This window comes from Neptunicella sp. (assembly GCF_048268085.1).
Taxonomy (GTDB): Bacteria; Pseudomonadota; Gammaproteobacteria; order Enterobacterales; family Alteromonadaceae; genus Neptunicella.
This window is the reverse complement of record NZ_JBLWWF010000013.1, coordinates 71,315-97,071: the sequence shown is the minus strand read 5'-3', so window position 1 is coordinate 97,071 and position 25,757 is coordinate 71,315. Positions and strand designations below refer to the sequence as shown.

At 44.0% G+C, this 25,757-nt stretch carries 19 protein-coding genes and 1 CRISPR repeat array; of the genes, 14 read left to right on the top strand and 5 right to left on the bottom strand.

Annotated features, from left to right (window positions below; all coding sequences use genetic code 11):
- The 4 genes from ACTD55_RS11840 to srmB form a co-directional block, all read right to left on the bottom strand.
- A complete protein-coding gene (locus ACTD55_RS11840; protein ID WP_438864539.1) occupies positions 1-1,734 on the bottom strand; it encodes a GGDEF domain-containing protein in 1,734 nt (577 codons plus the stop codon).
- Positions 1,735-1,753: 19 nt separating this feature from the next.
- Entirely contained in the window at positions 1,754-1,933 is a 180-nt protein-coding gene (locus tag ACTD55_RS11835) for a hypothetical protein (protein ID WP_438864538.1), read from the bottom strand.
- Positions 1,934-1,951: 18 nt separating this feature from the next.
- Positions 1,952-2,755: an SAM-dependent methyltransferase gene (locus tag ACTD55_RS11830; RefSeq protein WP_438864537.1), complete on the bottom strand. Its 804-nt coding sequence runs from the start codon at positions 2,753-2,755 to the stop codon at positions 1,952-1,954.
- A 148-nt stretch (positions 2,756-2,903) separates the two neighbouring features.
- Positions 2,904-4,196 (bottom strand): ATP-dependent RNA helicase SrmB, encoded by a 1,293-nt coding sequence (gene srmB / locus ACTD55_RS11825; protein WP_438864536.1) that lies wholly within the window; start codon positions 4,194-4,196, stop codon positions 2,904-2,906.
- Between the two features lie 176 nt (positions 4,197-4,372).
- Between srmB and ACTD55_RS11820 the strand changes: the two genes are divergently transcribed.
- From ACTD55_RS11820 to ACTD55_RS11765, 12 genes are all read left to right on the top strand, one after another.
- Entirely contained in the window at positions 4,373-5,242 is an 870-nt protein-coding gene (locus ACTD55_RS11820; RefSeq protein ID WP_438864535.1) for a WYL domain-containing protein, read from the top strand.
- 523 nt (positions 5,243-5,765) lie between these two features.
- Positions 5,766-8,519 carry a CRISPR-associated helicase Cas3' gene (gene cas3 / locus ACTD55_RS11815; protein WP_438864534.1) on the top strand — a complete coding sequence of 918 codons (2,754 nt, stop codon included), beginning with the start codon at positions 5,766-5,768 and terminating at the stop codon, positions 8,517-8,519.
- Positions 8,516-10,156 (top strand): type I-E CRISPR-associated protein Cse1/CasA, encoded by a 1,641-nt coding sequence (casA, locus tag ACTD55_RS11810; protein WP_438864533.1) that lies wholly within the window; start codon positions 8,516-8,518, stop codon positions 10,154-10,156. Before cas3 ends, casA begins: the two co-directional genes overlap by 4 nt.
- A complete protein-coding gene (gene casB, locus ACTD55_RS11805; protein WP_438864532.1) occupies positions 10,156-10,731 on the top strand; it encodes a type I-E CRISPR-associated protein Cse2/CasB in 576 nt (191 codons plus the stop codon). The genes casA and casB overlap by 1 nt, the downstream gene beginning before the upstream one ends.
- A 34-nt stretch (positions 10,732-10,765) precedes the next feature.
- Positions 10,766-11,806 carry a type I-E CRISPR-associated protein Cas7/Cse4/CasC gene (gene cas7e, locus ACTD55_RS11800; RefSeq protein ID WP_438864531.1) on the top strand — a complete coding sequence of 347 codons (1,041 nt, stop codon included), beginning with the start codon at positions 10,766-10,768 and terminating at the stop codon, positions 11,804-11,806.
- 10 nt (positions 11,807-11,816) lie between these two features.
- A complete protein-coding gene (gene cas5e / locus ACTD55_RS11795; RefSeq protein WP_438864530.1) occupies positions 11,817-12,548 on the top strand; it encodes a type I-E CRISPR-associated protein Cas5/CasD in 732 nt (243 codons plus the stop codon).
- Between the two features lie 2 nt (positions 12,549-12,550).
- The gene (gene cas6e, locus ACTD55_RS11790) at positions 12,551-13,225 is read left to right on the top strand and encodes a type I-E CRISPR-associated protein Cas6/Cse3/CasE (protein ID WP_438864529.1); all 675 of its coding nucleotides are present in this window, start codon (positions 12,551-12,553) and stop codon (positions 13,223-13,225) included.
- 65 nt (positions 13,226-13,290) lie between these two features.
- Positions 13,291-13,566 (top strand): type II toxin-antitoxin system Phd/YefM family antitoxin, encoded by a 276-nt coding sequence (locus ACTD55_RS11785; RefSeq protein WP_438864528.1) that lies wholly within the window; start codon positions 13,291-13,293, stop codon positions 13,564-13,566.
- The gene (locus ACTD55_RS11780; protein WP_438864527.1) at positions 13,563-13,889 is read left to right on the top strand and encodes a type II toxin-antitoxin system RelE/ParE family toxin; all 327 of its coding nucleotides are present in this window, start codon (positions 13,563-13,565) and stop codon (positions 13,887-13,889) included. Before ACTD55_RS11785 ends, ACTD55_RS11780 begins: the two co-directional genes overlap by 4 nt.
- Before the next feature lie 16 nt (positions 13,890-13,905).
- On the top strand, positions 13,906-14,823 hold the full coding sequence (cas1e, locus tag ACTD55_RS11775) for a type I-E CRISPR-associated endonuclease Cas1e (protein ID WP_438864526.1): 918 nt from the start codon (positions 13,906-13,908) through the stop codon (positions 14,821-14,823).
- The gene (gene cas2e, locus ACTD55_RS11770; RefSeq protein WP_438864525.1) at positions 14,824-15,117 is read left to right on the top strand and encodes a type I-E CRISPR-associated endoribonuclease Cas2e; all 294 of its coding nucleotides are present in this window, start codon (positions 14,824-14,826) and stop codon (positions 15,115-15,117) included.
- 95 nt (positions 15,118-15,212) lie between these two features.
- Positions 15,213-18,841: a CRISPR direct-repeat array (repeat unit 29 nt; unit sequence GTGTTCCCCGTACTCACGGGGATGAACCG).
- Between the two features lie 259 nt (positions 18,842-19,100).
- Positions 19,101-21,989 carry a TonB-dependent receptor gene (locus ACTD55_RS11765; RefSeq protein WP_438864524.1) on the top strand — a complete coding sequence of 963 codons (2,889 nt, stop codon included), beginning with the start codon at positions 19,101-19,103 and terminating at the stop codon, positions 21,987-21,989.
- Positions 21,990-22,058: 69 nt separating this feature from the next.
- On the opposite strand, the gene ACTD55_RS11760 is transcribed toward ACTD55_RS11765, so the two are convergent.
- Positions 22,059-22,778 carry a GntR family transcriptional regulator gene (locus ACTD55_RS11760; RefSeq protein WP_438864523.1) on the bottom strand — a complete coding sequence of 240 codons (720 nt, stop codon included), beginning with the start codon at positions 22,776-22,778 and terminating at the stop codon, positions 22,059-22,061.
- A gap of 216 nt (positions 22,779-22,994) precedes the next feature.
- Here ACTD55_RS11760 and ACTD55_RS11755 point away from each other — a divergent pair, with 216 nt between their 5' ends.
- On the top strand, positions 22,995-25,067 hold the full coding sequence (locus tag ACTD55_RS11755; RefSeq protein WP_438864522.1) for a right-handed parallel beta-helix repeat-containing protein: 2,073 nt from the start codon (positions 22,995-22,997) through the stop codon (positions 25,065-25,067).
- Positions 25,067-25,744, top strand: coding sequence for a sulfotransferase family 2 domain-containing protein (locus tag ACTD55_RS11750; RefSeq protein WP_438864521.1), 678 nt, complete (start codon positions 25,067-25,069; stop codon positions 25,742-25,744). Before ACTD55_RS11755 ends, ACTD55_RS11750 begins: the two co-directional genes overlap by 1 nt.
- Positions 25,745-25,757 lie beyond the last annotated feature (13 nt).

Sequence of the window (25,757 nt, the reverse complement as noted above, 5' to 3'; positions counted from 1 at the left end):
TTAGGCAGGTAATTCGTTTCCTTCCTGATAGGTATAAATTTTATTCCGACCTGAGTCTTTACTGCTATATAACGCTTTATCGGCATAGGCAAACAGTTTGTCTAAATCGTAGCCTGCCTGAGTGTTATGACTAATGCCAAAACTGGCGGTTAGCCTGAATTGATGCCCTGACGGCTGAGTGTCTATTTGGGCGATAGCCTCGCGGCAAGACTCGGCTAATTGACAGGCTTTTTCAACGCCACAACTGGGCAGCAAAATAGCGAACTCCTCGCCCCCTAAGCGGCCAATAATATCATTGCCACGGCAAACCTGTTGAACCGCTAATACCGCCTGTTTTAGCGCCCAGTCACCGGTTTGGTGACCATATTTATCGTTAACCTGTTTAAAGTGATCCAGATCAAGCACGATAAAACTGACTTGCTGGTGGACTTTCTGGCAATAGCGCAAGCTGGCTTCGGCCTGGCTGGTAAAATAATGGCGATTACAGATACCGGTTAATTCATCGGTTTGGGCAATCTTACGTAACATTTTATGAGTAATACGGCTTTTGATCAGCCAAATAATGGCCAGTCCAAGTAATAACACCGCACCGGTCAACAATAATTGGGTATTTTGGCTTCTCTGTGCTACCAACTCGGCTTGTGTCATTAGCAGATTGTTTTCTTTATTGAGTAGTTTTAACTGATTGTCACGGTCAATTTTGGCTTTTTGGATAGCTAGTTTTTGCGCCATTTTTTTATCAAATTCTTTTTTTTCAATATCTATATATTTTTTATAGAAAGTAAAAGCATCCTTATAATTCGCATTTTCTTCATTAAGCAGACTGAGTGCTTGAAAAGCAAATTTGTAAGGAAAAGAATAATCTGTCTCAGAGTAGTTATTAATTAACTGATTGGCATATCCTGAAGCCTGTTCGATGTTGTTTTCTAACAAGCTAGCTTCTATTAGTTGTCTTAAAAAGTATGCCTCCATAGTCTTGTAGCCTGTAGACTTTACTTCTGCCAAGTTCTGTAATAACAGTCGCTTTGCTCTTGTGGGGCTATTATTTTTAATATAATAATCCGCTAAAGTGGAGGTAATACTTTGTTTGTAAACTGTCTCACCAATAGACTGACATAGATCAGCGGCAGTTTTAAACTCCTCCTCTACTATTTTACTATCAGCAATGTAAAGCTCTGCATAGAGTAATCTGCTCAACGCTTTGCATTTTGTGATTTCAGAGGATGTAGTTGCTATTAATTCTTCAGATAGTTGTTTCGCAGAAGAGTACTCCTCGATGTTATTAAAAAAAGATGTAATAACGAGCATGCTGTCTTCTTTGGCGGCATTACCGATGTCTTGCTGTTTTAAGGTGTGTTCTAAAGCGTTGAGCATGCTGAAAGCTTTATCTAGTTCATACATACCAGAATAGTTATTTAAAAGAGATGATTGAGCTCTCATCTTTATTTCGTTGTATCGAGTTGTATTAGCCAGCACTTCTAACTTTCTTAAGCCAATTTGTAATTCGCCTTTCATCAAAAACGAAAAAGCCACCAAATAGCTGTATTGATCTTTTTGCCTAGTATTGAGTTTTTGTCCTGAAACTTGAGTCAGAATTTGAGCTGACTCTTCGGGGAGGGATGTTCTATATTCGTCTGCTAAATCTAATAATTCATCAACTGTTTTTTCAGCGCTAGCGACAAAAGAAATAAAGAAGAGGCATGTTATAATGCCTTTAATGCTAGATTTCCACATATTCTAAATATCAAGAATACTAGTTGTTTGGATCTTCATCTTCGTCTTCATCATCCGGACAGACTTGAGTCAGAGGCGGTTCAAATTCATCGTCATTGTCACTTAAATGAATCAAATCGTTTAACTGTTCAGGCGATAATTGAGCTTTATTAAACTGACTATCCGCCCCTAACATTTCTAATAGCTGTATTGCGCTCATAGTGTTTTCCTTTTTTGATTAAAGTTGTTGGCTTTGTAAATCCAATTCAGCCAATCTATCCAATATTTGCTGATTTTTCACCATTTTTTCACTAGGCGGCACAACTAAAGTGGTAATCGGTGATATATCGGCCCGCGGTAGGTCTTTTAATGCCAGCCAGTCTATGCGCACATCATCAAGCGCAGTAAAGGGACACTCATATAATGCTACCTGATGATCCGGTGGATAATATTCGCTAAGAATATCCACCAGGATTTGGCGGTATGCTTCACCGGTACTAAAGCGTTTAATGGTAGTATCGCCAGCGAGACCCACCTGCCATAAAATGAGATAGGCGCTGGGATCGATGCGGCGTTGATACATCATTAACTGGCTGGTTTCAAAATGCTGGCAGCCCACACGACCGGGATCAATATTCAAATCTGCATACAGGCAGTCTTCGGCGGATACGCCTGCTTCCATATGCGCGGAATAGCCTTCGGCACTGGCTTCTTTGATGACCCGGTGTGGTGCCCAGGCAAATACGCCGGCATGACCATAAAATGCACCCACCACTTTTTTACCTTCACGTACCGCAGCCAACATGGTATCGACCATTTCCCGATAAGTAATTTGACGATGCTTACCTTCGGCGTACAAACCTTGCAAAGAGTGGTAGTTGGGATTGATTTCGCTAATCCATTGCTCTACCAGGGCGGGATTACTGCCAAAAATAATATCAGCATGTTCAAGATAACTGCGGCAGCGGGGGGTGAGATGTGCGCCTAAGGTCATCCCGGTGCTGACAACAACGATACTGCCGAGAGAGTTTGGTGTGAGCATTTCCTGAGGTTACCTCTATTTCCATTGAGGCCGAGATACTACCGAGTCTATGGGAATTTTGCCAGACAGAAACAAGGCTAGGATTATTTCAGTACCGCTACTGACACTTTCGAGCAATATCGGTACTGAAAATGTTTCCATACAGACGTTAGTCGCTGCTGCGCTTGCCTTTATTTTTGCTATCCCGATGGCGTACTTTCGGCTCTTTATTCGGGGTAGCCGGGCGGGCGCCTTTTTTCTTTAGCTTGGCTTTTTTCGCTTTGGCGGTTTTGGGCTTCTTTTTAATTTTGGGTGGGCGCGGCTCTTTGTTCTGCGGACGTAATTCTTCAATAATACGACGCTTCAGTTTTTGTTCGGTATAACGTTCAATTTTACGCAGTAATTCAATGTCATGGGCCTCAACTAACGAGATCGCCGTACCTTTTTTACCGGCACGACCGGTGCGACCAATGCGATGTACGTAAACATCGGCTTTATACGGCATATCAAAGTTAATCACGTGGCTAACATTCGGTACATCTATGCCACGCGCAGCGACATCGGTAGCGATTAATACTTTGACCTCACCGGCTTTAAAGCGCGCCAGTGCCAAGTTGCGTTTATCCTGAGGCATTTCACCCTGCAAATAGCAGTTTTCAATGCCGTTACTTTGCAGATTATCCTTAAGTGCCATTAAGCTTTCGCGGGTTTTTACAAACACAATGGCAGTGTCAGCCTGATTTTGTAAAATGCTAACCAACAACTTGTATTTATGTTTCCAGTTATCGGCCAGATGTGCCCATTGATGGATTTTGGCATGCTCTTTACGGCTGGGTTCGGCTTCCAACGTGACCGGATCATTGAGTATTTCTTTAGCGAACCGCGCGACGCCACCGCCTTCCAATGTGGCAGAAAACAACATACTCTGCTTGCGCCAGCGCGCCTCGGCAGAAATTTGGTTCACTACAATAGAAAAACCCATATCCAGCATGCGGTCCGCTTCATCCAGAATAAAGACTTCAATATCCCGGCAATCAAAGCTTTCGGTTTCGATATGTTCAAACAACCGTCCTGGTGTGGCTACCAGAATATCCAGATTACTTTCCAGTAAATCACGGTCGGTACCGTAGTTGATGCCCCCCGTGATCACGCCACATTTAAGCTGAGTGTGTTTAGCAATGGCCACGGCTTGCTCGTAAACCTGCAAAGCCAACTCGCGGGTAGGCTCTAAAATAAGTACCCGTGTAGAGCCGGGATCGCGACGGGGAAAGTCCAGCAAAAACTGACAGGCAGGCAACAAAAATGCTGCGGTTTTGCCGGTGCCGGTCGGTGCCGAAGCCAAAATATCTTTGGTTTCCATGGCCGCGGGAATAACCAACTGCTGAATACTGGTGGGGGCAGTAAAGCCCATTTCAGCCACTGCCTGGCATAAATCTTCATCTAATTCTAATTCGGAAAACATGGAATACCGTTGATAAACACAAAATTGCCGACATTATAACCCCAAACGTCTCACCTACCCAGTGATTATCTGCTACTGGATACTACGCAGCTTTGGACTCTAATTAGTCTCTGGTTGACAAATAGAATCAGGCAGTTAGATTAAATTATTGAAATGGATGACGTAGCCGTAACGTGATGGAAACTAGTATTAAGGATGAACATTTTTGGTTAATTGAACTCATTAGTTATTGGGAAGGTGGAGTTAACTCATCGCATCTCAGTCAGCAGTTTGGTGTGAGCCGAGCCCAATCAAAAAAATATTTAAGTCAATACCAACAACTACAACCCAATAATCTTATCTATGATGCGAGTCTCAAGGTTTTTGTACCTGATTCGACATTTCAAATTACTCATATCAATGGTGATGTAAGCGAATATCTTGAATGGTTAGAACAACACAATACCCATTTGGTAACTAATCAATCGAATTATTTAACCAACGCATCACTAAATTTACCCAAGCGTGCGGTTAACCCAATAATTATGCGTGCGTTAGTTAGCGCCATGAAAAGGCAGCGAGGGGTGGATATTGATTATATGTCAATGGCTAACCCCCAAGGTGTCGGACGAATTATTTACCCGCATACCTTCGTGAAAACCGGTTTACGCTGGCATTTGCGAGCCTATTGTGAAAGACGCGGCGACTATGCTGATTTTGTTCTTAGCCGATTTTGTGGAGAGCCTTGCATTGAAGACGCACGTAGTCAACATACAGTGGAAAATGACCTGAACTGGCATGCCATTATCAACATACAACTTTGTGCCAATCCCGCGTTAAATAAAGCCCAACAACAAGTCATCGAGATCGACTATCAAATGCAAGAAGGTCGATTACACATCCCTTGCCGCGCGGCACTGGTTAATTACCTGCTGCAAGAAATGCAAATTGATGTGAAAGCGCAAATTGCAAAAACGGATAAACAGCATCCACAAGCACACCCCTTACATTTGCTGAATATAGATCACATTACTCCCTATTTATTTGACCGTGAGGAAAGCAAATAGCTGCAATGGGGTAACAAAGTTGACTGGTTATATAGGCAGGATTGTTACCGAGAATAAAAAGGTTAAATTATAGCCACATCCAAACAAGTTGAGTAATTAACGGCAGTGAACATCGATGTGGGACATTTTACTTTCAAAATTTGGAATGCAGGTATTGGGATTTATCGTCCTGCTTTATTTCAGTCGTACCTTTCGCGGAATCATTTTGCTACTGATTGGTTATGAACTGTTTTTTGGTGGGGATGATGAATAGTGTACATAAATGAACGAGGGTTGCATGTATACAAACACAAACCTAGACGTTGTAAAGGATGTGGTTGTATCTCCCTTTCTCTTTGGGTTTTCGATATGCCTGGCAGAGAGGTGATAGAAGACCAACGACAACCCAAATTGCAACAGAAGTACAAAGTTGGTGGCTGCAGTATTGATCAAATGTATAACGGAAATTTAATAAAGAGCTGGCATTGCAACCAATGCGAAACGGATTTTTATAGTGAGATGGAACTACCAAATGGTGAAAAGCATGAACTCTGAAAACATTGCGCCATATTTTAAATATTGGGGTAAGGCCAAAAAAGACCCCGGCAAAGAAGGTGCGGATTATCATTTGTTGGTTTATCACTGCTTGGATGTGGCGGCTGTGGGTAAATGCTTACTTGATGTTGATAAAGCGATTACCAAAGATTTATCCAAATTTTTAGAGGTTTCACCTAAACAAGTACAAGATTTGATCGTATTTTTTTTAGTGTTCCACGATCTCGGGAAATTTGCTTCCGCTTTTCAGCAGCTATACTCAGTACCAAACAATCAATTAATCACTGTTGAATCTTGTTATCAATATAATGGCAAAGAATATCGTCATGATAGAATGGGACTTTATTTCTGGCAGAAACTTCGTGAGGATATTTTTGCACAGTTATTTAATATTGATGAATTTAACCAACAAAATCCGTTACACGTCAATGCATTAAAAAGTTTGATGGTGATAATGGATTGTATGTTAGGGCACCATGGTCAGCCCATTAACAAAAATGATCCACAATCCATTGCTTATTATACCGAAGAGCAAAATTTAAGGGCGGTAAAGGCATTTTTAGTTGACGTTATTGACCTGCTGGCTTTTGATTTTCCACTCGAAAAGATCGTAACTAAACAATGGCGTAAAAAATTGGAATTGGTGAGTTGGCAAATAGCCGGTGTTACGGTATTGGCTGACTGGATTGGTTCTGATCAGTTTTACTTTAAGTATCAATCCACACCTAAGTCATTAAGCGATTATTGGCAATCTATACAAAAAGTTGCTCTGCAAGCCATTGGCTTAACAGATTTAGATCAAGTCCCACCGGTAAAACCCTTTGAATCAATTCAGGCGCATTTTGGTTATAGCCCAACACCTTTACAACGTTGGGCGGAAACCATTGATATCGACGACATGCCGCAACTTTTTATCTTGGAAGATGTTACTGGTGCCGGTAAAACAGAAGCGGCTTTAGCTTTGACTCATCGCTTAATGCAAGCAGGGGCTGCTGATGGTTTTTATTTTGGCTTACCCACCATGGCAACGTCTAATGCTATGTTTTCACGGGTAGCTAAGAATTATCAGCAGATGTTAAGTGGAAGCAAAAATAAACAGCCAAGTATAGTGCTTGCTCATGGCGCTAGAGAAATGAATGATTTATTCCGTGATGTAGTTTTGGCTTCCGGGGTTACCGATCAAAACTATGAGAAAAACGATAATACAGCCACTGCCCAATGTAATGAATGGTTAGCGGATTCACGCAAAAAAGCACTATTGGCACCGGTTGGAGTGGGTACCATTGATCAGGCCTTGCTAGCTGTTTTGCCTCGCCGTCACCAATCACTGCGTTTACTTGGTCTCAATCGTAAAGTACTGATCTTCGATGAAGTCCACGCCGCCGATGAATTTATGTTTGAATTGCTGGAAAGTCTACTCGCGTTGCACTTGCATCAAGGCGGGTCGGTTATTTTATTAACAGCAACGTTATCTTTAAAGCAGAGACAGCGACTTACAGATATCTGGTTAAAAGAAGTAAATATAGGGTCGGTAAAATTACGTGAGCAGGCCTTTCCATTGGCAACAAGAGTTAAGTTAGATAACCATCAACCGATCCTTGAACAACCACTCGCCAGCAGGGCGGATGTTAGTCGTAGTGTAGCCGTGGAGCAGTTAACCAATATTGAACAGTGTATACAGACTATTATCGAGGCTGTTACTAAAGGGCAATGTGTTGTGTGGGTAAGAAACGCGGTGAATGATGCTTTAGAGGCCTATCAACTATTGCAAAAGCACCTAAAAGATCCTGAACAATGTTTATTGTTTCATAGTCGTTTTGTTTTATCTGATCGTAAAGTGATTGAAAACCGCGTGCTTGATATTTTTGGTAAAGCTGGAAACCGCGATAGCCGTGCTGGGAAAGTGTTGATTGCTACTCAAGTATTTCAAGAAAGTTTGGATGCCGATGCCGACTTGATGATCTCAGATATTTGCCCTATAGATGACCTAATCCAACGTGCTGGGCGTTTACATCGGCATACCAGAAATGCTCAAGGAGAATATCAAGCTGGAATTACTGACTGTCGGAGCGAACCAATACTCTACTTGCACGCACCAACTTACACCGATGATCCTCAAGGGGATTGGTTAAGCACAGACTTTCGCAATACCCAATATGTTTATCGCTCTGCCGGGCGCTTGTGGCTGGGTTTAAAAAAATTGCTTGAATTAGGCGCGATACGCATGCCTGAACAAGCTAGGCAATTGATAGAGGCCGTTTATAGTGACGAGGCGTTGGCGCAAATACCGCAAAGTTTAATCAATCAAGAACATGAACTGTTTGCAGATGAGCTGGCTAAAGCCAATAAAGCTAAATCGAATTTATTGCAATGGCAAAGCTATGGTTATTGTGACCAAAGCGCCAAGGCATGGCATGAAGACAGTAGTGATATAAGTACGCGTTATAGCGATATTGAAATGATTGAGGTGTTGTTGCTTAAACAAAACGCTAGTGGTGCATTGGTACCATGGATTGAAGATGAAAAATTTGCGGTGCAGCTCAGCACCGTCAAATTATCTAAAAACAAATATGCCGATAAACTTTTGCCTATTCCAGAGCAGTTATCGTCCGCTGTAGAGGTGTTGAAACAGCAATATAAATATATAGATTACCTGCAACTGTGGTTGCCAGAATGTGACCCTAATTTTGCGTATCACCCGACAACGGGATTTTGTGAAATACAAAAGGAAGATTTGTTATGAATTTGATTAACGATAAATGGTTACCTTTTAAACTTAAAGATGGTAGCGAGCAAGCGCTACCAATATCAGCGATCTGCCGTCCAGATGTAATAGATTTCGCCTTGCCGAGAGCGGATTTTCAAGGATCCGCTTATCAGTTTGCCATCGGATTATTACAAACCGTTTTTGCGCCAGAAGATGAGCTGGAATGGCATAAATATTTTGATCAAGCACCTACAGAAGAAGCTTTAAACAACGCATTTAACGTAGTCGTACATGCCTTTAACGCGGATGGCGACGGCCCTTTGTTTATGCAGGATTTTGATGCACTTGAGGAGGCTAGTGAAAAAAACATTTCACAATTATTAATTGAAACGCCAGGAGAGAATGGGGTTAAAGATAATAAAGATCATTTTATTAAACGTGAACATTGTAAAGTGATGTCACTGGAAATGGCAGTATTAGCTTTATTTACTCTTCAATTAAATGCTCCACCAAATAAGGCCTGCAAGCCCGGAAGAGTAAGTATCCGTGGAGGAGGGCCTCTAACAACCTTAGTTATGCCCTCCCAATTAGATTCCAGCCTGTGGACAAAGTTATGGCTTAATGTAATTAATCGTGAAATGTGGCGATATCCCGAAGTTGATTTTACTGACGGTCGTATTTTTCCTTGGTTAGTGGCTACAAAAAGTAGTGAAATATATTTTCATGATGTGCATCCATTACATATGTTTTGGGCTATGCCAAGTCGGATTAGGCTGCATGTGCAAAAGGGAGAGCGAAACTGTGGAATAACTGGACGAAGAACAACATTGTTTGTTGATGTTTTCAAAATATTAGGGAATGGAAACAATTATGATGGGGAGTGGAGTCACCCATTAACACCTTATCGTTACAATAAAAAAAGTGATATTTTTCTTTCAGTGAAAGGGAGCGCAGACTCTAGCAACTACAAGTATTGGAGTGACTTTTTATTTGTTGATAATGCCAGCAATACAAAATGTGCTGCTGTTGTTAGCCATTTCTACGCTGTACTTCCATTTTTTTTAGAAAAGCAAAATCAACTCCCTAGTTTATGGGTATTTTCATATGATCTTGAGAAGGCTAGGTTAGATGGTTGGTATTCAAACCATCTACCGATATTTAGTTTGAGTGAGGAAGTTTCAGATAAGTTATCAAGAGAAATAAAGCAATTAGCGACCTTGAGTGATGAAATATCAAAGCAAATATTGAGACATATAAAGTTAGCAAACTACGGAAGGTTTGAGCGTGAAACCTATAGACTTGAATTTGGCAAAAAAAATCCAGCTGAAAAGAATGACAATACGATTAGTGGAAACATTCAATGTGATTTCTGGCAACGTACAGAGTCAATATTTTATAAGGCTGTAAGTCAACTAGTTGAAAATACCCAAGAGCAAAATTATTTACTCACTCCTGAACAAGCGAAAACATGGCTAACAGATATTCGCACTCTCAGTTTGAATCTGTTTGATGAATACGCTTTGTCAGAGTTAGGTAATCAAAGGTCTATGGCAAAACGGATTAAATCTCGTCAATTGTTAAGTGGGTGGCTTGGTCATAGGGAGTTGGGCGGTAAGGATATTAAGGCCTTTATTGCCAATCACAATATTGAATTTACAAAGGAGGTGGCTTAATGGATAACATAATTGAAACGGTAGTTTTACGCTGGTGGCAAAGCATGTTCTTGCCTACCGAACAGTTAAAGGATAAGAGAATAACACCCGCACCAAGTGCGCATAAAGCTCAACTGAAAAGGGCGGAAAGCTTAGATGCGGTGATGTTAACCGCAGGGTTTAGAGCTTTATGGCTAAGTTTGCCAGAAGAGCTGATTGCCGATAAATCAGAGGAAAAGCAAATAGAGTTAATGGAGTGTTTTGCAGCGATTGCGGCGGCGTTAGTTCAAGTTAAAAGCAATGTGACTGACAAGCTCGCTACCGTGGCTGGAAGAAAAACCGATAGTGACAAATCCACGATCAGCGAACTACGTTTTTTTCAACTGCAAAATACCAAAACGCCTGATGATTTTATTCGGAAATTACGGCGAATACTACAACAAGTCAAAGGTGAGGTCTCAGTAGAGGGGTTGGCTGTAGATATTCAAAAATGGTTTTCTGAATACCGTGGTTCACGCCCTAATCAAGCCAGTAAACGCATTGGCGTTGAGTGGGCAATGGATTATTACCGTGCCGCTTCAAGTAAAGCTAAATAAAACTATTACATTGAAATTATATTAAGGAAAAATCATGAGCCAATTTATTCAACTGCACTTATTAACTTCTTATGCTCCATCTAATTTAAACCGGGATGATTTAGGTCGGCCCAAGACAGCTAAAATGGGTGGTTTTGATCGACTCAGGGTTAGCTCGCAAAGTCTGAAACGTAACTGGCGGGTATCCGATTTGTTTGAGCAAGCAATGAGTGGCCATACTGGAATAAGAACTCGGGAATTGGGTACTGAAGCTTTTAATAAAATGGTTGATTCAGGGATTAAAGAAAAGGAAGCAAAAGTATGGGCATCAAAAGTTGCAAACGTTTTTAGGAAAGATCAGAAAAAAGATATTCCAGAAATGGATGCCTTAGCATTTATAAGTTATGACGAATATCAAGCAATTCTCAAAATAATTGATGGAATTTGTGAGTCGAAAATGGAGCCAAGTGATGACGTGTTTCAGGTTCTAGCCGAGAAAACATCATCTGTAGATGTTGCTATGTTTGGACGTATGTTAACAGGGAAGAATACTGACAAAAGTATTGAAGCTGCTTGTCAGGTTGCTCATGCATTAAGCGTACACAGCGTAGTTGTTGAAGATGACTACTTCACTGCGGTAGATGACTTAAACGATGGCAAAGAAGACTCTGGTTCAGCACATATAGGCGAATCAGGTTTTGCTGCGGCCTTGTTTTACAGTTACATCTGCATCAATAAAACGTTGTTGATTGAAAATCTCGATGGCAATGAAGCACTTGCCAATAAAGCGATTCAGGCGCTTACCGAAGCTGCAGTAAAAGTCTCACCGAAAGGTAAACAAAACAGTTTTGCTTCCAGAGCCTATGCCAGTTATGTGCTGGCTGAAAAAGGTGAGCAACAACCGCGCTCTTTGTCCGTTGCTTTCTTAAAGCCGGTTAACTCAGGCGATCAAGCCGCTGACGCCGTTAAGGCCTTAACTGAGCAAGTAGAGAATATGGATAAAGTGTACGGAGCCTGTGCTGAGCAGCGTTATCACATTAATGCTTTGACCGGAGAAGGTACATTTGCAGAACTGAGCGACTTTGTTAGTCACTAAGGAGGACAGTATGCAAGAGTATCTGGTTTTTCGATTATACGGACCAATGGCCAGTTGGGGGCAAGCCGCTGTTGGCGGTGATAGACCGACAGGAATTCAGCCGACACGTTCTGCCATATTGGGATTGCTAGGTGCGGCACTGGGTATTCGGCGTGATAAAGAAGCTGACTTACAAGCCCTGCAACAAAGCGTGCGAGTTGCTGTAAAACAAGTAACGCCTACTTCTCTTCTGCGTGATTACCACACAACACAGGTGCCATCGCACAGTAATAAAGTGACCCATCGGAGTCGTAAAAGTGAGTTGAGTGAAAATAAGCTCAATACCATTTTATCCAGCCGGGATTACCGCTGCGATGGATTATGGGTGGTTGCGATTTCGCTTAACGACCATACAAAGTATGAGTTGGAGCAATTTAAGCAAGCGCTGATAAAGCCAGAATTTTCCTTGAGTCTGGGGAGAAAATCTTGTCCCCCTTCCTTGCCTTTGATGCCAAAGGTTATTTCAAGCGAAACGTTAAAGCAGGCGCTCGACACTGAATTTCCTTGCTTAACACGTTCCACCAAAGAGGATGCTTTGTGGTTAGGTGGCAATAAACGGGTTACTTATTTTTGGGAAGGAAATAAAGCTGAAATAGATAGCATGGGGATATTATCTACTCAACTCTGGGATGAACCTGTATGCCGCGGTCGTTGGCAGTTTAAGCAACGGATGATGCACCAAGTATCGATGGAAGAGGGGTAATCATGTATTTATCAAAAATAACACTCTGGCCTTCAGAGCAAAGCGCCAGAACATTACTGAATATTAAAAGTTCAGGCGCGTATGCTTCCCATCAATTGATATGGCAATTGTTTACTGAACAAGCAAAGCGAGACTTTCTGTTTCGTGAAGAGATTGGCATAAATGGATTGCCGGAATTTTTTGTATTGTCGGCAGTGGAACCTCAAGCTAATGGTGGTGTTTTTAACGTTCAAAGCAAACCATTTTCACCGGTATTACAAACGGGCAAGCGGTTAGCGTTTAAGTTGCGGGTTAATCCTACTATTTACAGTAAAGACTCTTCCGGAAAAGGCAAACGGCATGATGTGTTAATGCATGCCAAATATCAGTTTAAAGGCAACAAGTCGGTGGATAAAGCACAACTGAATGATGTAATGAATCAAGCCGCTATTGACTGGATTACAGATAATAAGCGTCTTGATAATTGGGGTTTTCAATTGGATGCAATACCAGAGGTAGAGCGTTATGATCAGCGCAAGTCGTCTAAGGCCTCAGGCCATCAGGTGCAATTCTCATCGGTTGATTTTCAAGGGTTACTAACTGTCGTTGACCCTCAAAAGTTTATCGACCAAATGTGCGCAGGGTTTGGGCGGGCAAAAAGTATGGGCTGCGGTCTAATGTTAATCCGTCTTATATAAATGCATTAGCATCAAGACCAAATACGGTTTATATTTGGTCTTATGATTAACCATTGGAATTGACGATGAGCTTATTAACCCATACCAAACCTATTAGTTATCTTAAGGCGAATGCGGCCAAAATAGCATCGGAGCTGAAAGAAGACGGCGAGCATTATGTGATCACCCAAAATGGCGAGCCTGCAATGGTGGTGCAATCGGTGCGTGAATATGAACAAACTCAGGAAACCTTGGCTATGTTAAAAATGATTGCACAAAGTGAGAAGGCTATAACTGAGGGAAAAACAATGTCAGCTGATGAGGCCTTTGACATGCTGCGCCAACGTAGCGGGCTGAAATGAGTTTTAACATCCGTTTTTCACAGCCTGCCAGCGCTGATTTAATACAGATTTATGATTATTATCTAGTACAGGTGTCCAGCAGTTTTGCTGATACTTTCATTAATAAACTACAAATGGCAGTTAATTCATTAGCAGATAACCCCGAACGAGGTAGTTTTCCTAAAGAACTACTGAGTACTCAGGCGTCGTCTTATCGTCAACTTGTGGTTCAGCCCTTTCGTATTATTTATCAAATTAAAGATAAGATAATTTATATTCATGCGGTGTTAGACCAGCGGCGCAATGTGCGAGCTATATTGCAAAGAAGGTTGTTAAACCAGTAGTCAAAGGAGACATGGAATGTCATTTATCCCACTTAAACCTATACCGATTAAAGACCGCAACTCAATGATTTTTATCGGTATGGGGAAGATTGATGTCAAAGATGGTGCCTTTGTTGTTATCGATAAAAATGGCGAACGTATGCATATTCCAGTCGGCTCGGTAACCTGTTTAATGCTTGAGCCCGGAACTCGTATATCCCATGCCGCGATTAAACTGGCATCTCAGGTGGGGACTCTCATTACTTGGGTAGGTGAGGGCGGTGTACGATTTTATGCAGCAGGTCAACCCGGTGGTGCCCGATCGGATAAGCTCTTGTATCAAGCTAAATTGGCCTTGGATGAAAACCTTCGCCTTAAAGTCGTGCGTAAAATGTTTGAGCTACGTTTTGGCGAAGAAGCTCCACAGCGGCGAAGTGTTGATCAATTAAGAGGTATAGAAGGGGCGCGGGTACGTAAAACTTATCAACTATTAGCTAAGCAATACAATATTGATTGGAAAGGGCGGCGTTATGATCCCAAAGACTGGGATAAGGGAGATATAGCCAACAAATGCATCAGTGCTGCAACCTCCTGTTTATATGGTGTTACTGAGGCCGCTATTTTAGCTGCAGGATACGCCCCAGCCATTGGTTATCTGCACACGGGTAAGCCACTAAGCTTTGTTTACGATATTGCCGATATTATTAAGTTTGACACTGTCATCCCAGCGGCGTTTCGCATCGCGTCTAAGCGGCCACTACAACCCGATAGAGAGGTAAGGTTGGCTTGCCGTGAATTATTTAGAACTGATAAAACCTTGAAAAGACTTATTCCTTTAATAGAAGAAATCCTGGCTGCAGGTGAAATTAAACCACCAGAAGCTTATCCCGATGCGCAACCACCCGCCATTCCTGAACCTGAATCCATTGGTGAACAAGGTCATCGGAGTAAATAAATGAGTATGTGCATGATTGTCACTGAAACGGTTCCGCCAAGATTACGAGGCCGTCTGGCAGTATGGTTATTGGAAATCAGGGCTGGAGTGTATGTTGGTGACGTGAGTCGTAAAATTCGTGAGATGATTTGGCAACAAATAACTGAAATGGCCGAACAGGGCAATGTTGTAATGGCATGGGCAACCAATACCGAGTCTGGCTTTGACTTTATTACTCTAGGTGAAAATCGGCGAATGCCAATTGATTTTGATGGACTGCGATTAGTACGTTTTTTACCGATAGAAAAAAGTTAAGAAATAGATCTTTAATAATTTGGAAGTTATCAATAAAAGTTGGTAGGTTTATAAGTCTAAAATTTAGTCTTATAAATCAGTACTATACTTTTAGAGTGTTCCCCGTACTCACGGGGATGAACCGTCGGTTTGGTTTTGCTGCACGGCTTTGGCTAAGTGTTCCCCGTACTCACGGGGATGAACCGCCAAAGAAATACGCGCAGCCAGGGCAGACGGCGTGTTCCCCGTACTCACGGGGATGAACCGTTCATAGCGAGGTATTCCAGTGATTTTTTCCAGTGTTCCCCGTACTCACGGGGATGAACCGATGGTTTCGAAGGTGAATTTCAGTTTATTGAAGTGTTCCCCGTACTCACGGGGATGAACCGCCGATAGAAATTGATCAGCCTATCGATCAGCCGTGTTCCCCGTACTCACGGGGATGAACCGGTCATGGGCTGCACCACAGGCGTCGCGCGCAAGTGTTCCCCGTACTCACGGGGATGAACCGTCAAATAACCGGAGCCATCACCATGAGCCTACGTGTTCCCCGTACTCACGGGGATGAACCGGCGCAATGCATACCATCAGCCGCGCGGTGGTTGTGTTCCCCGTACTCACGGGGATGAACCTGAACAAGTCCGGCAAGAAAGCATTGCTCCGAAGTGTTCCCCGTACTCACGGGGATGAACCGATAGTAGAAAAACTTGTTGATTTTCTGTTTAGGTGTTCCCCGTACTCACGGGGATGAACCGTGATGGCATATACGCTTTACTGTAGCGAGGATGTGTTCCCCGTACTCACGGGGATGAACCGGCAATTTCGCAGGAACTTTTTCACGCTGTTCCGTGTTCCCCGTACTCACGGGGATGAACCGTGCAATATGGGAGTGTCAACGATGGAAACTAAGTGTTCCCCGTACTCACGGGGATGAACCGCCAAGTATTGCCACTAGATAATGATTTATAACGTGTTCCCCGTACTCACGGGGATGAACCGAATGAATATAAAAACAGGAGTTTCTGTTGGGAGTGTTCCCCGTACTCACGGGGATGAACCGCTGAATATGGCGATGGCTCCATTGACTACTTGGTGTTCCCCGTACTCACGGGGATGAACCGAAATAGAGCGGATTGTTAAAACATCTGCCCGAGTGTTCCCCGTACTCACGGGGATGAACCGGCAGTTTGCAATTGGGTGGGTAATTTCTTGCCGTGTTCCCCGTACTCACGGGGATGAACCGAAGCAGGACTTTAACGTAATGCATAATAACCGGTGTTCCCCGTACTCACGGGGATGAACCGTTCTTTTCATCATCCCTACGCAAGCGCAACGGGTGTTCCCCGTACTCACGGGGATGAACCGCGGAAATTGAAAACATGAAAATACAACAAAAAGTGTTCCCCGTACTCACGGGGATGAACCGCTTTGCCAATTTGTCAAAACCGCATAACGCCTGTGTTCCCCGTACTCACGGGGATGAACCGTTCCCGCATCAGTTTCAAATATATAGTCAAATGTGTTCCCCGTACTCACGGGGATGAACCGATCACGTCGTTAGTGATTTCACTTAGCTAAAAGTGTTCCCCGTACTCACGGGGATGAACCGCGGGGTTTTTCTGCCCGAAATGAGGAACGACACGTGTTCCCCGTACTCACGGGGATGAACCGTAGACTCGACAAGACCACGCGGGAACGCTGCAGTGTTCCCCGTACTCACGGGGATGAACCGCAACGGGGATTATGACGATACAGTGACAATCTGTGTTCCCCGTACTCACGGGGATGAACCGCACAGCAAACAACCAGAGTACAACTAATTTAGGTGTTCCCCGTACTCACGGGGATGAACCGTAGCCGCATAACATAAGGGGCAATCTATGTGGGTGTTCCCCGTACTCACGGGGATGAACCGTTAGTTAATTTTGCACGTCAATGCATGGCTTGGTGTTCCCCGTACTCACGGGGATGAACCGGTCTAATGACATCTTTGCTGAGGGTAACAACGGTGTTCCCCGTACTCACGGGGATGAACCGTCAGATCCGCTGAGACTGGAAAATATGTTGAAGTGTTCCCCGTACTCACGGGGATGAACCGAATACTCGGTGAATTTCGCGTGGGAGTTAATCGTGTTCCCCGTACTCACGGGGATGAACCGGTTATAAAAGTACGAAATCCGTACTAGAGTAGGTGTTCCCCGTACTCACGGGGATGAACCGTAGTCCAGTGATGCGGTTTTCAACCAAAGAGCGTGTTCCCCGTACTCACGGGGATGAACCGAAGGTTGCCGGTTATTTTAATAACGATATAAAGTGTTCCCCGTACTCACGGGGATGAACCGGCCATTGTATTAACCTGGTAATGTATGTGCAGGTGTTCCCCGTACTCACGGGGATGAACCGCTGTTTACCGGTACATCTTCACCGGCCAGCAAGTGTTCCCCGTACTCACGGGGATGAACCGCACTTTCAAACTGGTGGCTCGCGCTCGGTTGTGTGTTCCCCGTACTCACGGGGATGAACCGTCCGCGCGGGACTCTCAACTCGCAAAGATAAAGTGTTCCCCGTACTCACGGGGATGAACCGAACAGGTTATGTGCATTACGCGGCTGCGGCTAGTGTTCCCCGTACTCACGGGGATGAACCGGATGATTTTGATTATACAAAAATGGAGCCGGAGTGTTCCCCGTACTCACGGGGATGAACCGCGGGGATTTAACGCTGATTGATGGCCTCGTCAGTGTTCCCCGTACTCACGGGGATGAACCGAAATCCAGCCAGACGACCGCCACATCCCATTCGTGTTCCCCGTACTCACGGGGATGAACCGCCATTAGGCATCCCATTCCGTTTAAATACTTTGTGTTCCCCGTACTCACGGGGATGAACCGACAATATTTTCTTTTCTGCGGGGATTGCGATTGTGTTCCCCGTACTCACGGGGATGAACCGATGTATCAGGAGTTGACTAACGCAAGTAACCGGTGTTCCCCGTACTCACGGGGATGAACCGGTTTTTCTGCATGGAGGAAACGATTGGTATGCGTGTTCCCCGTACTCACGGGGATGAACCGCGCCCAGTTTTGTGCTGTCCAGTTTTAATCTGGTGTTCCCCGTACTCACGGGGATGAACCGCGCAATTTAATGTCGTGCGTATTGTTAACGGTGTGTTCCCCGTACTCACGGGGATGAACCGTAAAAACCACCCAAACACACAACATAGTTGCCGTGTTCCCCGTACTCACGGGGATGAACCGCCACAACACAAAAAACACATCTGCGCCATGTTGTGTTCCCCGTACTCACGGGGATGAACCGCGCCTTCGTCACCAACACTAGAACGATTATTTGTGTTCCCCGTACTCACGGGGATGAACCGGTCATTTGGATCGAAACAATGTGGTGTATTTCGTGTTCCCCGTACTCACGGGGATGAACCGCACTTTGACGACAGGATCGGCGCTGGTTTCAAGTGTTCCCCGTACTCACGGGGATGAACCGAGTAATAATTATAGCATTTTGGTACTATTAATGTGTTCCCCGTACTCACGGGGATGAACCGCGTGGCATGTGGTAGTAATTTTAACGTTATTAGTGTTCCCCGTACTCACGGGGATGAACCGCAATGAGTCATCCGGCATTCCGTCTGGAAGCTGTGTTCCCCGTACTCACGGGGATGAACCGTCAGCCTCACAACCACCAAAAAACCAAAAAGAGTGTTCCCCGTACTCACGGGGATAATTTATTTCGCATTCCAAAATGCTTCATTAACGGTGCTAATGACAACGTTTTGTTAGTTGTGTTGGTGAATTGTTAATTAACGTAAGGGCAAAAGAAACAATCGGATTACATTCTCGTAGATATTTCTAATTTGATCAGATACCTTTCCGGAATACTTGTATACAAGTTAGTTGATGGCAATTAATTAACGCTTTTTTCCGATTTATCGTTGATACAAGTGGCAACTCCTCACAATCATATTATTGAGAACGAATAGGTGAATGATGAAAAAGACAATCCCTTTTAAGTTGAGTAAAAAAGGCCTTCTTCTTTTAAGTATTGCGGCAGCCAGTGCTGTGGCGCAAGAAACTCCGCAAACTAATAGCAATGGTGATCCTGAAGAGGTAATCGAGGTTAAGGGCTATCGTGGCAGTTTGTTAAACTCAACTAACGCCAAGCGTGATTCCAATGGCTTCAGTGATGAAGTGTTTGCCGATGATATCGGTAAGATGCCGAGTTTGAACTTGGCCGAATCGCTAGCACGAATTCCGGGGGTTAAAATTAACCGTGAAGTTAGTGGTGAAGGTCAGCAAATTTCGGTACGGGGATTAGGCCCGGGCTTTACTAAGATCGTATTAAACGGTAATTCCATGTCAGTTGCGTCTACCGGCAGTTTGGATGCGGGTAACAGTGATCGTCAAGTGGATTTGGATCTGTTTCCGACCGAGTTGTTTAGCAGCTTGTCCGTAGCCAAAACCGCTACCGCTAACCAGATTGAAGGTGGGGTGTCAGGTTACGTTAATATGCGTACTGCGCGTGCTTCTGAAATGGGCGAAGGACAGCATGTTCGTTTCTCGTTAGATGGCGCTTATAAAGAAACTCAGGGTGATGTGAGCCCCAAAGCGGCCTTTACTTACAGTTATTCCAATGACAAATTTGGTGCCTTGTTTACTATTGTGGGTAAGCAGGCTAAAACCCGTGTTGATGGCTTTGAACAAGATGCCAACTTCCAGAATGGCTGCGTGGCAGAATGGACAGAAGGCACCGCAGGTTGTGTTGCCGGGAGTACCGGCTGGAACAACTTCCAGTATACCAATATCGCCACGGCCGATTACGCCGCTTCGCATTCCGGGGTAAATGCCGGTGATATGCTGGATATTAATCAGGTGTCGGGATTGTCAGACGCACAACTGGATAATATGGGCATGCCGCGTATTGCTCGCATGATGACCATGGGCGGTACCAAAGACTCGGTATCAGCCTTGTTGTCTTTCGAATACAAGCCAAACGAAGATATGGATTTGGCGTTGGATGTGATTAAAGCCGATTCCGACTATAAAGCAGAGCGTACCGAAGCAATGCTGATCTATCGTAACAATTATCTGCAATATGATTTGGCCTGGTTGCCGGAAAATATTCAGACTGTTGATCGCGGTGACGGTGAGCGTATTGTGAGCGGTACTTTTTATGGTGCACGCCCTTGGGTGGGCACACGTCAATATGACGAAGAATTGTCATTTTTAAGCATTATGCCCAGCTTTAGCTGGTATGTGTCAGATGATTTTAAAGTGGACATTTCTGCCAGTCGCACTGAATCCGATTTTGATCGTAACGAACCTTATGTTCTGTATTTTGGCCCGCAGGGTACGGTTAATTTTGCCTACGATAATGGCAGCATTGTACCTACTATGGATTTCAGTGGTGATCTGAGCACAGCGTCAAACGACTGGAGTCTGGTTGCCGGTCCGGGTGCGGAAGGCGATGTGCAGTCTATGGATTTACGCTTTGCTCGTGGCTCACGTCAGAATAAGACCACCGGTTTGCATGCTGATTTCGCCTGGGGTGCTGATCCAACCCGCAACGGTATTCTGTTTGGTTTTGCGTCAGACAAAATGGAGTCTAACTCACAAGGTTATAGCGGTACCGGATATGGCGACTATATTCTGGCTAACCAACCCAATATCGCGAGCAACTTTGGTCAGTATTTAGTCGATGCCAAAGTAACTGATTTGGGTAAGAATATCGATGGTTATCAAGGCTTAAATGGCATAGTGGGACTGGACTGGGACAAGTTCAAAAACGATATTAACTATGATGGATTCGAGCCAGAGCCGAGCACCGGTAACCAGTTTGGTGGCAGTGTCGGTAATATTGTTGAAAAAGTCACGGCGGTATACTTTGAAATAAATACCGAAACCGAAATTGTCGGTCGTACATTACGCACCAATAGTGGTTTACGTTATGTGGATACCCAGCAGGACATTTCTACGTTAAATGGTTCAGCCAGTACCGATTATAGCCGGTTATTACCCTCATTCAGTGCCGTTTATGATGTGACTGATGATGTAAAACTTCGAGCCAGTGCCTCGCGCAGCTTAACCCGTGCTAATCCATCCAAAATGTATCCCAATACTAACTGGACTTCGGCCGGTATTGAAACCATTGATACCGGTAACCCAGCATTGGCGCCATTCGAAGCAACTAACTTTGATTTTGGTGGAGAATATTACTTCAGTGACTTGGGTTATGTGGGCTTAAACTTCTATCAAAAAGATATTGTTGGCTTTACCCGCACTGAAAGTACGTTAGTACAATTTGCCGATTTGGTTGATTGGGGCGTGGATATTACTGATTTGAGCTCCATTCAGGAAGAACAGTTAGCCAACTGCGGTGGGGTTAATTCTGACCAGTGTATTACTAACGTGAGTGCGGCGGTTAATATCAAAGGAATGGTTAAACTGACTGGTATCGAAGCGATTTGGGTGCAGCCACTTGATTTTATTGTGCCTGGTTTAGGTTTTAATGCCAGTGCTAATAAAATCAGTCAGGATGCAGATGAAGGCACGCAAATTACCGGTATTTCCGATTCTCACAACTTGACGGTTTATTATGAAAATGATGCCTTCCAGACGCGCATCACATACTACCATCAGGATGGTGCAGATAGTGGTGATATTTGGGGAACGCCTTTGTTCTCTCGCGATCGCAGCCAGGTAGATATATCAGCGAGCTATGTCTTGCCGGTAGCAACCGATTACGACTTAACCGTTAGTTTTGATGCATACAATCTAACTAATGAGCCAATTTCGACCTATTTGGAAAATGATAGCCAAACGTTCCGCGCCTATTTCCCAGGAGCAACTTATAACGTTGGGATCAGTGGCAAGTTCTAATCGCTAGTTCCTGGTAGTAACAAGCCCCAGCTGTTAACAGACTGGGGCTTTTTTTATCTGTGCATAACCTTAGATTATTTGTGGGGTGATGTCTCTGTCGGCACTATGCTCTTCAAAATAGTCGGGGTGCATGTTTTGTACTGTGCTAAGAATGGCCAAAATTTCACGGGTATGGGTACGCATGGCTTCACGGCTTTTTTCGGGATCGGCGGATTTTATGGCGTTTAAAATAGCGTTATGCTGCGCGAGCACCCTTTGGTATTGGCCGCCCAGCTCTTGCAAACTTAAATTCCGAACTCTGTCCATGTGGGCTTTTTCAGACTGAATCAAGTTGGCAGCACGTTCAAAGTGGGTGAAGTCACTTAAGGTTTGATGGAAAGCATCATCCAGATACTGAAATTTTAACGCATCGTGCTCGTTGGCCGCCAACTGCTGTTGATCAATAATATTCTGACACTGTTCAATCAGTTCATCGGTGCGATGCTCCGCCACATGACTCACCACGGCAATTTCCAAAGCTTCGCGAATAAAGCGAGCTTCCATAATTTGCGTTAAGCTGAGCTTGGACACAAACGTTCCCCGTTGTGGGCGTACTTCTACAAATCCCCAATTCACTAGCTTGGCAATAACTTCACGTACCGGAGTGCGACTCACACTAAAGCGATCGGCCAGCGTATTTTCAGATATTTTAGTGCCGGGCAATAATTTCATCGCCACAATTTCATCGCGTAAAAAATTAAATATTTGCGGTGAGGTTGGACGGTTAAAATCAATTGCTACGGACTTCACTGCCTTGCTGCTTGTATTCATTATTAATCTATAAGTGATTGTTTTATTTGTAATGTAAAGGTTTTCATCTGTTATCCAGTATACGTTACTCAGGCCAATTGTGAATACCCTGTTAACAAGCTTAACCCTCAATAAATAGCCTGTTGTTATATCTGGCTCAAGGCTTGCTTATAGTTACGTTATTGAGTTGGATAACACTTGGCAGCAAGGGTGCAAATGGGATTGCAAAACACCATATTAGTGATTTTTCTGGTTTTTATCAGTCGCGTTTCATTCGCGGAAGTAACTGATAATACTGATATTTCTGCCAATATTGGAATGTCATCTGGTTTATCCGGGTTACAACCCGGTGATCGATTGCTAGCGGTTATTAAGACGCAACCTGTCACTCAGTCATTGGATATAGTGACGTTAATCAACGACACCCAAGCCAAAGGACTCTTGCCACCACAAAGTGCGGTGGATTTATTGCAATATCCTGAACAGGTCAGTTACTTGCTTAGCGGGTTAGCGCAACATACTCCACTTATTCAGCTGTTAAGTGCTAATCCGAATTCAGATCAGGATCGCCAGAAAACTATTCTGGCAGCGTTATTGCTCTATCCCATCGAAAGTTATCAGTTGCTCCACATGCTCGAAAACGACGAGCACTTTTCGCCATCCTTGGTCATGGCCGTCGCCAAGCGCGCAGGTCTTGATCAGGGGTGGCGCTTTTTAAACAGTATTAAACGTAATGAAGCGATTAAGATACAGCCATTATTTCATTCCGCTAGCATTACGTTATTTGAGCAACAGCGTGATGAGCGCGCTGAGATTCGTTTTCGTCAGACCGGCTCTGACACCTGGCAAAAGGCATTGCAATTGCAATGGGATCCGGTACGCAGTGCCTTATCGGGTAGCATTGTGCATCTACAGCCAGACACCCAATACGATGTAGAAATTACTCGTTATAACGCCCATAAATTGCTTGATACACATCTTGAATCATTTGTTACCCGAGCTAATTCACCACCGGTTGACCCGGATAAAGTGTATCAATTATCCGACATTTATCACGGTGGTCGGCTGGATATTGAAGCGCTGAATATTCATGGTTCGGCGAAAGGATGGGCGAAAATTGTCGGAGATGCCCAAACTCCGGTTATTGCCAGTGATGACGATAATTCAGCGATTAAGATTGGCAATAACAGCTATATCCTGTTTGAAAATATCACTGTGGTTGGGGGCCGCAAAAATGCCATTAATAGCTATAAGGCTCACCATTTATGGTTTAACGGTTGCGATATTTCTGGTTGGGGCAGGGCGCCTGCTATTGAAAAAAATGGACACTATTTTGAACTGGAAACCGATCAAGAACCGATTAACTACGATTCTGCCTTTGCCTTAATGCGCACCGGTGTGGTGGTGGTAGAACACTGTACTGTGCATTCGCCCCGTGCTAAAGCCAGTCATTGGGGGAATGGTCACCCTAAAGGTCCCAATGCCTATTTGGCGTGGGCTAATCACCCTAACCCCGATTTTAAAGGTCAAATAGTGATACGCCATAATCGGTTTTTTGGTACTGCCGAACATCGATTTAATGATGTGATTGAAGGGGATGCTAATGCGCGAATGTGGGGTGGTTTCGTGCGTGACTCGGCGATTTATGACAACTATCTGGCCTATGCCAATGACGATGTGGTGGAACTGGATGGTGGTCAATCTAATGTGCTGTTTTATAACAACGAAGTCGAGCAGGGCTATTGCGGCGTTAGCGCCATCCCCAATCAGTTAGGCCCAAGTTATATCTTTAATAATTATATTCATAATCTGGGCGATGAGCGCGGCCGGGCCTGGACAGGCATTAAACTCGGAGGCGTGTTTGCGGCACCTGCCGGTAAAACCCTGATCTTCGAGAATCTGATGGTGAATAACAGTGCTAACGGTATTGCCGGGGCCGGGTTTGAAGACGACAACAGTTATTGGGCACTGGCGCAAAATAACATCCTGATTAATCAGCAATCCTGGGATAACAAAGGCTATGGCGTCATTGATCGCAGTGGATTTGGCGTATTTCGCAACAATTTTATTTATAACACCGAGTTAGCCGCCGCCAAGCTAAATGCGATTATTGATTTGCCTTATCAGTACGCCCAACAACTCGATAAAACGTTCTTGCCAGCCCTGTTAGCCAATCCGCAGTCTTCTGTTTTATTACCTGTTGGTAATGAGCCGATTATGAATTTTTCACAGCTTTCAGCCTTGGGGATCACGCAAGTTGGTATTATCAAGCAAGGAGCACATCAGTAATGATCTCGCATCAACATCAGTGCATTTTTATTCACATTCCTAAATGTGCCGGAACCAGTATTGAAGATGTTTTTGGCCATTTTGACCGTCATCAGGGGCGAGGTGGGCAAGATCATCGCAGTATCCGCATGATCCAGTCGCCAGCGATGTCGGCCAGTACATTTTCGAGCATCGAAAACCTTAAGGATTATGCAAGACGTCTGCGTCACCGCTATCGCGTTGCCGCTAATCCTAATAATGAACTTGGCGTTAATCCATTGCAGTATCAGCGCTATTTTAAATTTACAGTGGTGCGTAATCCCTGGTTAAGAGCCCATTCATGGTACAAAAATGCCATGCGTGATCCGATCCATCAGCGTAATTATGGGATTGATCCCACGCTGAGTTTTAACCAGTTTATGCAACGCTTTATTGGTAAAGGATTTCTGCGTCCACAAACCTATTGGTTAAAAGATTTTCAGGGCAATATCGCCATGGATTATATTGCCCGATTTGAAAACCTACAGGAGCATTTTGAGCGTATCTGTCGCCATGTTGGGCTGCAGGATAAGGCTTTGCCCCATAAAATTGCCGGTGAAAAAAACGATCCTCGTCTCGAATTTGATAATGCAACCATCGATTTAATCGCTCGGTTTTACCAAGAAGAAATCGCCTTGTTTAATTATCGTTTTGAATAACCTCACACAGCAG

Bases quoted from the DNA above. Each gene is read 5' to 3' on its own strand.
- cas3 (WP_438864534.1), top strand. From the start codon at position 5,766: ATGAACTCTGAAAACATTGCGCCATATTTTAAATATTGGGGTAAGGCC.
- ACTD55_RS11785 (WP_438864528.1), top strand. From the start codon at position 13,291: ATGAGCTTATTAACCCATACCAAACCTATTAGTTATCTTAAGGCGAAT.
- ACTD55_RS11830 (WP_438864537.1), bottom strand. From the start codon at position 2,755: ATGCTCACACCAAACTCTCTCGGCAGTATCGTTGTTGTCAGCACCGGG.
- ACTD55_RS11765 (WP_438864524.1), top strand. From the start codon at position 19,101: ATGAAAAAGACAATCCCTTTTAAGTTGAGTAAAAAAGGCCTTCTTCTT.
- ACTD55_RS11755 (WP_438864522.1), top strand. From the start codon at position 22,995: ATGGGATTGCAAAACACCATATTAGTGATTTTTCTGGTTTTTATCAGT.
- casA (WP_438864533.1), top strand. From the start codon at position 8,516: ATGAATTTGATTAACGATAAATGGTTACCTTTTAAACTTAAAGATGGT.
- cas5e (WP_438864530.1), top strand. From the start codon at position 11,817: ATGCAAGAGTATCTGGTTTTTCGATTATACGGACCAATGGCCAGTTGG.
- cas6e (WP_438864529.1), top strand. From the start codon at position 12,551: ATGTATTTATCAAAAATAACACTCTGGCCTTCAGAGCAAAGCGCCAGA.
- ACTD55_RS11835 (WP_438864538.1), bottom strand. From the start codon at position 1,933: ATGAGCGCAATACAGCTATTAGAAATGTTAGGGGCGGATAGTCAGTTT.
- ACTD55_RS11820 (WP_438864535.1), top strand. From the start codon at position 4,373: ATGGAAACTAGTATTAAGGATGAACATTTTTGGTTAATTGAACTCATT.
- cas2e (WP_438864525.1), top strand. From the start codon at position 14,824: ATGAGTATGTGCATGATTGTCACTGAAACGGTTCCGCCAAGATTACGA.
- srmB (WP_438864536.1), bottom strand. From the start codon at position 4,196: ATGTTTTCCGAATTAGAATTAGATGAAGATTTATGCCAGGCAGTGGCT.
- cas1e (WP_438864526.1), top strand. From the start codon at position 13,906: ATGTCATTTATCCCACTTAAACCTATACCGATTAAAGACCGCAACTCA.
- cas7e (WP_438864531.1), top strand. From the start codon at position 10,766: ATGAGCCAATTTATTCAACTGCACTTATTAACTTCTTATGCTCCATCT.
- casB (WP_438864532.1), top strand. From the start codon at position 10,156: ATGGATAACATAATTGAAACGGTAGTTTTACGCTGGTGGCAAAGCATG.
- ACTD55_RS11750 (WP_438864521.1), top strand. From the start codon at position 25,067: ATGATCTCGCATCAACATCAGTGCATTTTTATTCACATTCCTAAATGT.
- ACTD55_RS11840 (WP_438864539.1), bottom strand. From the start codon at position 1,734: ATGTGGAAATCTAGCATTAAAGGCATTATAACATGCCTCTTCTTTATT.
- ACTD55_RS11780 (WP_438864527.1), top strand. From the start codon at position 13,563: ATGAGTTTTAACATCCGTTTTTCACAGCCTGCCAGCGCTGATTTAATA.